This window comes from Actinomadura sp. (genome assembly GCF_044508335.1).
Classification (GTDB): Bacteria; Actinomycetota; Actinomycetes; order Streptosporangiales; family Streptosporangiaceae; genus Spirillospora.
This window is the reverse complement of sequence record NZ_JBIQHY010000088.1, coordinates 1-11,028: the sequence shown is the minus strand read 5'-3', so window position 1 is coordinate 11,028 and position 11,028 is coordinate 1. Positions and strand designations below refer to the sequence as shown.

The 11,028-nt window shown below is 72.1% G+C and carries 7 protein-coding genes and 1 pseudogene; 7 read left to right on the top strand and 1 reads right to left on the bottom strand.

What is annotated here, in order from left to right; genetic code table 11:
* Nucleotides 1-87 precede the first annotated feature (87 nt).
* On the top strand, nt 88-1,350 hold the full coding sequence (locus ACIWVC_RS24980; protein WP_396449945.1) for a S8 family serine peptidase: 1,263 nt from the start codon (nt 88-90) through the stop codon (nt 1,348-1,350).
* A gap of 105 nt (nt 1,351-1,455) precedes the next feature.
* On the opposite strand, the gene eccCa is transcribed toward ACIWVC_RS24980, so the two are convergent.
* Nucleotides 1,456-5,436 carry a type VII secretion protein EccCa gene (gene eccCa / locus ACIWVC_RS24975; protein WP_396449944.1) on the bottom strand — a complete coding sequence of 1,327 codons (3,981 nt, stop codon included), beginning with the start codon at nt 5,434-5,436 and terminating at the stop codon, nt 1,456-1,458.
* A gap of 173 nt (nt 5,437-5,609) precedes the next feature.
* Here eccCa and eccD point away from each other — a divergent pair, with 173 nt between their 5' ends.
* The 6 genes and pseudogenes from eccD to ACIWVC_RS24945 form a co-directional block, all read left to right on the top strand.
* Entirely contained in the window at nt 5,610-7,010 is a 1,401-nt protein-coding gene (gene eccD, locus ACIWVC_RS24970) for a type VII secretion integral membrane protein EccD (RefSeq protein WP_396449943.1), read from the top strand.
* Nucleotides 7,011-7,017: 7 nt separating this feature from the next.
* Entirely contained in the window at nt 7,018-8,463 is a 1,446-nt protein-coding gene (eccB, locus tag ACIWVC_RS24965) for a type VII secretion protein EccB (RefSeq protein ID WP_396449942.1), read from the top strand.
* A 211-nt stretch (nt 8,464-8,674) separates the two neighbouring features.
* On the top strand, nt 8,675-8,962 hold the full coding sequence (locus ACIWVC_RS24960; protein ID WP_396449941.1) for a WXG100 family type VII secretion target: 288 nt from the start codon (nt 8,675-8,677) through the stop codon (nt 8,960-8,962).
* A gap of 44 nt (nt 8,963-9,006) precedes the next feature.
* Nucleotides 9,007-9,303, top strand: a complete 297-nt coding sequence (locus tag ACIWVC_RS24955; RefSeq protein WP_396449940.1) for a WXG100 family type VII secretion target — start codon at nt 9,007-9,009, stop codon at nt 9,301-9,303.
* Nucleotides 9,304-9,407: 104 nt separating this feature from the next.
* Nucleotides 9,408-10,010 carry a hypothetical protein gene (locus tag ACIWVC_RS24950; RefSeq protein ID WP_396449939.1) on the top strand — a complete coding sequence of 201 codons (603 nt, stop codon included), beginning with the start codon at nt 9,408-9,410 and terminating at the stop codon, nt 10,008-10,010.
* 24 nt (nt 10,011-10,034) lie between these two features.
* Nucleotides 10,035-11,028, top strand: a pseudogene (locus tag ACIWVC_RS24945) (hypothetical protein); the annotation flags it as partial.

The window sequence follows — 11,028 nt, the reverse complement described above, 5'->3', positions numbered from 1 at the left end:
GGCCGCGGTCGCGCCCGTGCGGGAGTGATGCGGGGTCCGGGAATCCCTTATTGTCGTGTGGTTCGCACACGTCAGGAGAGACGAGGTATGCGCGGAGGGCGAATCGCGGCGGGCGCCGCAAGCCTGGCCCTGACGTCCGCTCTGGCGTTCGCTCCGGCGGCCGCCGCGGCGCCGGCGGACCGGCCCGGGGCCGCGCCGACGGCCAGCAAGAAGCCCGCGAGGCAGAAGACGCAGCGGGCACCGGCGCCGAAGTGCAACAAGCAGATCGGGCAGCCCGCCTCGGCGATCACCGTCGAGCCGTGGGCGCAGCGCCGGCTGGACTTCGAGGAGGCATGGCGGATCACCCGCGGCCGGGGCGTGACCGTCGCCGTCGTCGACAGCGGCATCAACGCGAACCACCCGCAGCTCAAGGGGAAGGTCGCCGCGAGCTTCGACGCGTCCGGCACGACGCCCGACGACTGCCTCGGCCACGGCACCGAGGTCGCCGGCATCATCGCCGCCGCCGACATGCGCGGCCGCAACGTCCCGTTCGTCGGCGTCGCCCCGCAGGTGAAGCTGCTGAACGCCAAGTTCGCCAGCGGGGAGAGCACGCAGGACAACACGCTGCTGGCGAAGGCGATCACCTGGGCCGCCGAGCACGGCGCCAAGGTGATCAACGTCTCCTCGGCGGCGCCGGACACGGCCGCGCTGCGCGAGGCGGTGCGGACCGCGCAGCGCCACGACGCGCTGATCGTCGCCGCCGCGGGCAACGTCGCGCAGGACCAGCGCGGCAAGGAGAGCGCCGCCTACCCCGCCAGCTACAAGGGCGTCCTGTCCGTCGCCGCCGTGGACGAGGCGGGCACCATCTCCGGGTTCTCCAACCACAAGACCCGCATCGACGTTTCGGCGCCCGGCCAGAACGTCATCTCCACGCTCGGCGACGGCTACGCCGGCGGTCTGCAGGGCACGAGCTTCGGTGCCCCCTTCGCGTCGGGCGTCGCGGCGCTCGTGCGCGCCCGCCACCCCAAGCTGACCTACCAGCAGGTGATCAACCGGATCCTGATCACCGCGGAGGGCGGCAACGGGCAGGGCAGCGGCCACGGCATGATCAGCCCGCTGCAGGCGGTGTCCGCCCTCGTCGACCCCGACGCGACGCCGGGCGCCGCCGACGCGCGGCCGCTGGGCGGCGCCGTCCCGATCGCGAAGCCCGAACCGGTCGACCACCGGACCCGCACCATCGGCCTGGCCGTAGCGGGCGGCGCCCTCGCCCTCGCGCTCGTCGTCGCGTTCGCCGGGGCGGTCATCCCGCGCGGCCGCCGGCGCGGCTGGCGCCCGGGCCGGGCCGTCATCCCCGCCGAGGAGCGCGACTAGCCGCGACCGATAGCCGAGACCGGGAACGGACACGGAAAAGGCCAAGGAGAAAACGGACGCCCGGGCTCGGCGAGGCCGGGCGTCCGTTTGTCCGTTTCTCCGCCGCTACTGAGGTTGGCCGTAACTGGCCGTCTGGATGAGGCGCTTGCCGGTGCGGCGGTCCGAGTGGGTGCCGCGGCCGGGGGGCAGCGGGGTCGGCCGCACGTCGAACAGGTTCCCCTCGTCCTTGTTCCCCGACATGATCAGCGCCGGGGTGGCCATGTCCTTCAGCCGCTGCAGGACCGGGTCGAACATCGCGCGGCCCGCCCCGCCCATGGTGCGGGCGAGGACCAGGTGCATGCCGATGTCGCGGGCCTGCGGCAGCAGCTCGGCGAGCTGCGCGAGCGGGTTGCCGGACGGGGTGGCGACCAGGTCGTAGTCGTCCACCACCAGGAACAGCTCCGACCCGCTCCACCACGACCGGTTGCGCAGCTGCTCGGGCGTCAGGTCGGACGGCGGCAGCCGGTTGACCAGGGCGCCGTGGACGTCCTTCATCAGCCCGCCCGCGGCCGTCGAGGACGCCGCGAACCCGATGACGTGCTCGCTCTCCGCCGAGTCCAGCAGCGCCCGGCGGTAGTCGAGCATGATGATCCGGGCCTCTTCGATCGTGTACCGCGCCTTGATCGACTCGACGATGAGGCGCAGCAGGTTCGACTTGCCGCACTCGTTGTCGCCCAGCACGACGAAGTGCGGGTCGTTCTCGAAGTCCAGCAGGACGGGGGACAGCGTGTCCTCGTCGATGCCGATCGGGATGCGCTTGCCGGTCTCGGCCACGGCGGGCAGCGAGGTGTGCGGCAGCACGTCCGGCAGCATCCGGACCGGCGGCGCCGGCGGCCGGCCCTGCCAGCCGGCCTGGATCGTCTGCACCAGGTGCCGGACGCCGTCGCCGAGGTCGCCCGCGGTGGTGCGGCCGTCGACGCGCGGCAGCGCGCCGAGGAAGTGCAGGCCCTCGCGGGTGAGGCCGCGGCCCGGCCGCCCCTCGGGGACGTTCGCGGCGAGCTTGCGGTCCATCTCCGACTCGTACGGGTCGCCGAGCTTCAGCTCCAGCTTCGTGGTGAGCAGGTCGCGGATCGTCAGCCGGAACTCCGACCACTTGTTCGTCGAGGCGACGACGTGGATCCCGTAGCCGAGGCCGCGCGCGGCGAGGTCGGTGACCGTCGCCTCGACCGCCTCGAACTCCTGCCGGACCGTCAGCCAGTTGTCGACGACGAGGAACACGTCGCCGAAGCCGTCCCCGGCGATCTGCCCCTCGGCCCGCATCCGCCGGTAGGTGCCGATCGAGTCGATGCCCCGCTCGGTAAAGAACCGCTCCCGCGACTCCAGCAGCCCGGACACCTCCGCCACCGTCCGGCGGACCCGGTCGGGGTCGAGGCGGCTGGCGACGCCGCCGACGTGCGGCAGGTCGGCCAGCGCGGCGAGCGCGCCGCCGCCGAAGTCGAGGCAGTAGAACTGCACCTCCTGCGGCGTGTGCATGACCGCGAGCGAGGTGATCAGGGTCCGCAGCAGGGTCGACTTGCCGGACTGCGGGTTGCCCGCCACGCCGATGTGCCCGGCGGCGCCGGACAGGTCCAGCCACATCGGGTCGCGGCGCTGGTCGAACGGCTTGTCGACGATGCCCGCGAACGCGTGCAGCCGCCCCCGGCCGTCCCAGCCGGCCGTGGTGAAGCCGAACTCCGGCGTCTGCTGGAGGTTCGGCAGGACCTGGTCGAGCGTGGACGGCTCGTCCAGCGGCGGCAGCCAGATCTGGTGCGGCGGCGGGCCGTGCCCGGCGAGCTGCTTGACCACGAGGTCGAACAGGCTGATCTGCGGCCCCTCGTCCTCCTGCCGCCGCTGCTCCCGGCGCTGCGGCTGCTCCTGCATCTGCGGCCGCATGTACGCCGGGGTGAACGGGACGATCTGCGCGAGCTGCCGCGGCCCCTGCCGCGCCTCCTCCGGCTGGGCGTCGTCCGGCTTGTACGGGCCCGACACGTACGCGGCGCGGAACCGCGTCATCGTCTCCGTACCGATCTTCAGGTAGCCGTTGCCGGGCGCCTGCGGCAGCTCGTAGGCGTCGGGGACGCCGAGGACGACCCGCGACTCCGCAGCGGAGAACGTGCGCAGCCCGATCCGGTACGACAGGTGGGTGTCGAGGCCGCGCAGCTTGCCCTCCTCCAGCCGCTGCGACGCCAGCAGCAGGTGGACGCCGAGGGAGCGGCCCAGCCGCCCGATCATCACGAACAGCTCGGCGAAGTCGGGCTTGGCCGACAGCAGCTCGGAGAACTCGTCCAGCACGACGAACAGCGTCGGCATCGGCTTGAGCGGCGCGCCCTGCTCGCGGGCCTTCTCGTAGTCGCGCAGCGAGGCGTAGTTGCCGGCGGCGCGCAGCCACTCCTGGCGGCGCACCATCTCGCCGTGCAGCGCGTCGTACATGCGGTCGACGAGCGGCAGCTCGTCCTCCAGGTTCGTGATGATCGCGGAGACGTGCTGGAGGCCGTCCATGCCGAGGAACGTCGCGCCGCCCTTGAAGTCGACGAGGACGAAGTTCAGCACCTCCGACGAGTGCGTCATCGCGAGGCCGAGCACCAGTGTGCGCAGCAGCTCGGACTTGCCGGAACCGGTCGCGCCGATGCACAGGCCGTGCGGGCCGTACCCGCCCTGCGCGGCCTCCTTGATGTCCAGCTCGATCGGGCGGCCGTCGGCGTCCAGGCCGATCGGCACCCGCAGCCGGTTGCGCGGCGCGCGCGGCTGCCACGCCTGGCGCGGGTCGATCCGGGCCGGGTCGGGGACGCCGAGCAGCGTCGTCAGCGTCGTCGCGGCGGACAGCGCGTCCATCTCCGGGCCGGTGGCGGCGCTCGCCCGCAGCGGCGCGAGCTGCCGCGCGAGGCCGTCCGCCTGCACGTAGCTGAACTGGTCGGGCCTGCCGAGGGAGCTCGGCACGTCCTTGCCGGTGCGGTCGCGGCGCAGCATCGCCATCTTGTCGGGGGCGACCCGCAGCCGCAGCATGGTGCTGTCGGCGGTCGGCGCGACGTGGCCGGTCAGGTCGACGACGCAGACGCCCTCGATGCCGTCCGAGCCGATCTGCGAGTCGGGGGTGACGGCGCCGCCGTCCACGATGACCACGTGGTACGGCAGGTCGCTCTGCTGGAGGCCGGGCGTGAACCGGGCGCGGTCCTTCACCTCGGTGCCGAACATCCGCTCCAGCTCGGCGAGGCTGTTCGCCATCAGCCGGACGGGCCCGGCCGCGTCCGTCACCGTCGGGTGCATCGCGTGCGGCAGCCACTTGACGAAGTCCCAGTGCGGCATCGCCTCGGGCGACGCGCACACGCTGACCCGCATGTCGTCGGGGGAGTGGAACGCGGTGAGCTGCGCGATCATCGCCCGGACCATGCCGCGCACCGCGTCCGGGTCGCCCATCGGCAGGATCCGCGCGAACGACGGCAGCGACACCGCGACCGGCAGGTTCGGCACCGTCGAGTGGGCCCGGACGAAGCGGCGCAGCGCGCCCGCCGTCATCGGCTCCAGGTCCTCGACGGGGCGCGTCTCCGGCGGGATCAGCTGGACGGCGAGCTTCTGCGGGCCGGCCCCGATCCGCACGTTGCCGAAGTCGGGGTCGCTCGGGCGGCGCTCCCAGATCCGGGCGCTCATCACCAGCGACCACAGCGAGTCGGGCGCCGGGCTGTTCCACTCCAGCGACTCGCGCTGCTGCTCGGCGGCGCGCCGCACCTTGCGGCGCACCTGCGACAGGTAGCGGAAGTAGTCGCGGCGCGCCCCGTTCAGCTTGAACTTGCGCTCGCCCGAGCCGCGGCCGAGCTGGCCGAGCATCATGCCGCCCATCGCCAGGGCCATGCCGCCGCTGCTGATCATCATGATCGGGCTGCGGGTGCCGCCGCCGAGGAACATCAGCCCCATCATGAGCGGCATCACGGCCATCGGCAGGTACGTGAGGACGTTCTGCAGGCCGCCGCTCTGGATCTCCGGGATCTCCGGCGGGGATTCGAGCAGCAGCTCCCCCTTGGGGGCCGGGGGCGGTTTGCGGCGCTCCTTGCGCCTCACGAGGATCGTGCTCACCTCGGCGTTCCTCCAGGAGCCTCAACGCCGGGGCGGCCGGTGCGGGGGACGGCCGGCCCGTTGGGGGATACTTGTCTTGCTTTGAGCTTGATTTAGCGTAGGCGGACGTCACATCCTAAGCTGCGCGCCGCTCGGATCGGCCCCCCTGACTGACCTGGAGGACGGGAGCTCCCGTGAACTCGCCCGCCACGACCGAACTGTGCAGGGTCACCATCGTCGCACCGAAGCGGCGCATCGACGTGTCCCTGCCCGCCGACGTGCCGCTCGCGCACATGCTTCCCACGCTGCTGCGCGCGGCGGGCGAGGACCTCGCCGACGCGGGGCTCGCCCATTCCGGGTGGGTGCTGCAGCGGCTCGACTCCGACCCGTTCGACCCGTCGCAGACGACCTCGGCGCTCGGCGTCCGGGACGGGGAGATCCTCTACTTCCGGCCCCGCATGGCGCAGCTGCCGGAGATGTCGTTCGACGACGTCGCCGACGTCATCGCGTCCGGGATCCGGGAGCGCACCGACCGCTGGCGGCCCACCACGACCCGCTCCTTCGGCCTCGGCGCCGGCGGCATCGCGCTGCTCGTCGCCGCGGTCGTGATCGCGCTGTCCGGGCCGCCGTGGATCATCCCGGCCGCCGCCGCGGGGCTCGTGGCGTTCATCACCCTGATCATGGCGACGGTGCTGTCCCGGGCGGTCGGCGACTCCGGCGCGGGCGTGATCCTCGGCTACGCCGCGCTCCCGCACGCGTTCCTGGCCGGGCTGGCCGCGCCCGCCCGCGACAATGTGGAGCTGCCCGACCTCGGCGCCGCGCATCTGCTCGCCGCGTTCGGGGTGACCGCGCTGGCCGCGATCATCGCCGCGTTCGCCATCGCGGACGGGCTGCCGGTCTTCCTCGGCATCGCGTTCGCCGCGGTGGTGGGCGCGATCGGCGCCGGCGTCGGGTTCGCGTTCGGCGACCTGCCCGCCGCCGGCATCGCCGCCGTCTGCGCGGTCGTCGTGATGATGTTCATCGCCGCCGTCCCGTCCCTGTCGTTCAAGCTGGCCCGGATGCCGCTGCCGCCCGTCCCGAGCAGCGCCGAGGACCTGCGCCGCGACACCGAGACGGTGGACGGCCGGGAGGTGCTCACCCGCACCGCCGCCGCCGACCGGTTCTCCACCGGGCTCATCGCCTCGATCGCGCTGGTCGCGGGCGGGGCGATGCTGTTCCTGGCCGGCGAGGACGGCTGGGCCGGCCCGGCGACGGCCGCGGCGATGTCGGTGTCGCTGCTGCTGCGCGCCCGGATCTTCCGCGGCGTCGCGCAGCGCTCCTGGATGCTCGTGATCGGGCTGTTCGGGCTGGTGCTGACGTCGATCGGGCTGGCGCTGCACGGCAGCCAGCTCATGGCGCTCGCCGCGGCGCTCGTCCCGCTGCTGCTGCTCGCCGCGATCGTGGTCGCGGTGACGCTGTGGCTGCCCGGCCACCGGCCCACCCCGGTCTGGGGCCGGTGGGGCGACATCCTCGACATGCTCGTCATGATCGCGCTGATCCCGCTCGCGCTCGCGGTGCTGGACGTCTACTCCCGCGTCCGCGGGCTGGCCGGGTGACGGGCGGATGCAGAACCGGCGGGATCTCTACCAGGCGCACCGCCTGATGACGCAGCGCGTCGGGCTGGCCCTGCTGCAGGGCGAGCCCGACGTCGCGGAGTCGCCGATGCGGCGGCTGTCGGTGGGCGCCTTCGCCGGCGTCATGGTCGGACTGGTGATCATCGCCGTGTTCGGCATCTGGGGGCTGCTGTCCCCGGGCGGCGCCAAGGGCCTCGACGAGCCCGGCAAGCTCATCATCGAGAAGGAGACCGGGACCAAGTACATCTACGACGCCAACACCAAGAAGATGTTCCCGGTCGCGAACTACGCGTCCGCGCTGCTGGCGCTCGACTCCGACAGCGGGCCGGAGCGGCGCACCGTGTCGCGCAAGTCGCTGGCCGGGTTCGAGCGCGGCGCGATGATCGGCATCCCCGGGGCGCCCGACTCGCTGCCCGGCGAGGACCAGCTGATCCGCGGGCCGTGGTCGGTGTGCACCCGTGAGGCGGCGGGCCCGACCGGGGTGAAGCGGCAGATCAGCGCCCTCGCCGCCGGACGGAAGGTGGGCGGCCGCCGGCTCTCCGACACCGAGGCCGTCATCGTGCAGACCGGCGGCGTCCCGTGGGTGGTCTGGAAGGACCACCGCATGCAGATGACGATCGCGGCGAACCAGGTGCCCGCGCTGACCGGCGGGCCCGGCGCCGTCGAGGTCCCCGCGACCTGGCTGAACGCCATCCCGGCCGCGGGCAACTTCGCCTCGCCGGACATCCCGGACCGCGGCAAGTCCGTTTCCGGCCCCGGCGGCGGGTCGGCCCGCGTCGGCCAGGTGTTCAAGGCCGAGACCGGCGCCGGCGGGCAGGCGCTGTGGTACGTGATGCTGGGCGACGGCCTCTCGCAGATCAACGAGACGCAGGCGCAGCTGCTGCTGCGGGACGTCAAGACCGCCGCCGCCTACCCCGGCGAGAACGCCCGGCCGCTGCCGACGGACGTCCCGTCCGCGCAGGCGATGGCGTCCAAGACGCGGCTGCTGGACAACAACCTGCCGCCGGCGCTGCCCAGGTTCGTCGCCTGGGACCCGGCCACGCCGCTGTGCTCGGTGTTCCCGGTCGGCTCCGCGACGGCGCGGCTCACGATGGGCGGGTCGCTTCCGGCGCCGTCCGCGGGCACGCTCGGCGCGGGCACCGCGGGCTCGTCCGGGACGATCGACCAGATGGTGCTGCCGCCCGGCGGCGCCGCGCTGATGAGCCTCGTGCCCGCCGGCGGCGACAGTTCGGGCGGCGGCGGATCCGGGTCGCTGTCCCTGGTGAACGACCAGGGCGTCCGGTTCGCGCTGCCGTCCGCGGACGTCGCCAAGAAGCTCGGCTACGACGCGAAGAAGGCCGCGCCCGTCCCCTCCAGCGTCATCCATCTCATCCCGCAGGGTCCCGCACTCGACCCCGCGCTCGCACGCAAGCCCGTCTCGACGTCCAAGGCGTGAATATGACGTAGGTCACATGAACCGCGAGATCAACACGTGCGTCGACATAGGTGGCGTGCAACACTTATGATCGCTGACATTTCGTGTCGACAGGATTGCTCCCGGGCGCGCCGGGCGAAGGCGGGCCTTTCCACTCTCCTGCGGCGCGCGACCGAAAATCGCAATCGGAGGTGACACTGTGGGAAACACGTCCGCAGCCGACAGAGCGGCAATGCAGCAGGCCGCCACGCGGATCGAGGACTCCGCGGGCATCGTCAAGGGCCTGCAGAGCCAGCTTGAGGGGCACAAGGCGCAGCTGATGTCCGGCTGGGCCGGTAACGCCGCGGTGTCCTTCGACCGGGTCTTCAACGAGTTCCAGACCGAGATGAACAAGGTCAGGACGGCGCTGGAGGGCATGCACCAGAAGCTCGTGCACACGAAGATCACGTACGAAAGCACGGAGCAGGAGCAGCAGGACGCCGTCAACAAGATCAACCAGCTGCTCAACGGCGGCACCTGACAGTCCCTTTCCCGTCATTCCTCCGACCGTAAAGGACTCCTACCGTGAGCGACAGCTACACAAAGGCCAATTTCAGCACGATGCAACAGGCGCAGGCCGACTTCACGCTGGCCTACCGCGCACTCGTCGACGAGCTCGACGACCTGGAGAAGAACCTCGAGCAGAACCTCGCCCAGTGGGAGGGCGGCGCGCAGGCCGCCTACTGGGACGCCAAGCGCCAGTGGGACGCCGCCGCGGCCCACATCGGCCAGGTGCTGAACCAGCTCGGCGTGGTCATCGGCGAGGCGCACAGCAACTACAGCGGGGCCGAGCGGGCCAACCAGAACATCTGGGCGGGCTGACCCCGGGGCACATGCTCCGGTCTACGTCGTGCAGGGACCTCGGCCGGGCCTGCACGGCGTAGTCGTGCCGGGGGCGGAGACGTGATTCGCCAGGAGGGCGAGCGATGGGCGACAAGTATCATCTGACAGACGAGCAGCTCGCGAAGGTCGAGTACACCTACACCGTCGGGGCCAACCAGTACAGCCCCGGGCAGACCGTCGAGGTCCACGGGCTGACCCAGCAGGAGTGGGACGATCTTCCGGAGTGGCGGCAGCGCGATCTCTACTACCAGTACAGCGCCGGTGCCCACGCCGGGAAGTGGGACGACCCCGCCAATGCTCTGCCGCGCGGACAGGAGCCCGACCGCAGCGCCTGGAAACTGCAGGCCGAGAAGGGCTACGACGTCGATCCGGCGGAGCTCCGGCAGCTCGCCAAGGACATGAAGTACAAGCTCGACATCTGGAAGCGCAAGCTCAACAAGGTCGGCGCGACCTCGATCACCACGGCCGACCTCGGCGGCACCAAGGGCTCGGACAAGTTCGTGGAGGTCGCGACCGCCAGCAAGAACGGCTTCCAGGAGTACATCACCGCCATCGAGACCGCCTACAACGGCGTGATCGGCAAGCTCAACGCCACGGCGGACCAGTACGAGAACGCCCATCACACCACCAAGAAGCAGGTGGACGGCGCCAGCCCGACCGGCAGCGGCAACCCGAACCTCAAGTGACGACCATCCCGGAAGGAGGGACCGATGGGTAAGCGGAACCCCGAGTCGTACCCGATCAGGGACGGGATGGAGTTCGGGAGCTACAGCTTCAACGACGAGAACTTCGACGACATCAAGACCAAGCTGAAGAACCTCAAGCCCGAGGCCGTCGGGACCGCTTCGACCGCCTACAAGGACGCGGCCGAGGTCCTGGCGGAGATGACCGAAGAACTCCGCAACAACTTCGCCAAGCGGATCATCAAGCACTGGCAGGGCGACGTCGCCCAGGAGGCCCTCGACCAGCTGGGGCAGGTCTACGAGACCTCCAGTAAGCTCTCGGACGACAGCCACCGCAACGCGCAGCTCTACAACTGGTACAAGGTCAACATCCTCGACTGGTACAAGACGACCGGCGAGACGATGGAAGACGGGTACATCCACACCGGCGGTGACGACGACCGCGCCCGCGAGTTGATGCAGAAGTTCAACATGCGGATGAAGGAAGCGTTCGACGGCCACCCCCTCAAGATCACCAAGGACCTGCCGGGGGAGAAGGGCGGCGTGGGGCCTCCGCCGCCCCCGCCGCCTCCTCCGCCCGGCGGTGGCGGCGGGCCGTTCGGCGGCGGTGGCGGCGGCGGGCCGTTCGGCGGCGGTGCGGGCGGCTTCGGCGGCGGCAGCGGCGCCGGTGCCGGCGGGAACTTCCCGACGTCCGACGGTGCGGGCGCATTCTCCCCGAACGGCGGCGGCTCCGGGCCCTTCACGGACGGCGGCACGAGCCCCTTCAACCCGTCCTCGCCCGGCGGCGGGGCGAACATCCCGACCGGTGACGGCGCGGGCGGCTCGCCGTTCGGCACCGGGTCGGGCACCGACCTGTCGAGCTTCCCGGGCGGCGGCCCCGGCGGCGGCCCCGGTCTCGGCGGTGGCGGCGGCGGCCTCGGCGGCGGTCTCGGCGGAGGCGCCGGTGGCGGCTTCGGCGCCGACCCCGGCGGTTTCGGCGGCGCGGGCACCGGCTCGGCCGGCGGTCCCGGCGGCGCCTTCG

Bases quoted from the DNA above. Each gene is read 5' to 3' on its own strand.
- ACIWVC_RS24950 (WP_396449939.1), top strand. From the start codon at position 9,408: ATGGGCGACAAGTATCATCTGACAGACGAGCAGCTCGCGAAGGTCGAG.
- ACIWVC_RS24960 (WP_396449941.1), top strand. From the start codon at position 8,675: ATGCAGCAGGCCGCCACGCGGATCGAGGACTCCGCGGGCATCGTCAAG.
- eccB (WP_396449942.1), top strand. From the start codon at position 7,018: ATGCAGAACCGGCGGGATCTCTACCAGGCGCACCGCCTGATGACGCAG.
- ACIWVC_RS24980 (WP_396449945.1), top strand. From the start codon at position 88: ATGCGCGGAGGGCGAATCGCGGCGGGCGCCGCAAGCCTGGCCCTGACG.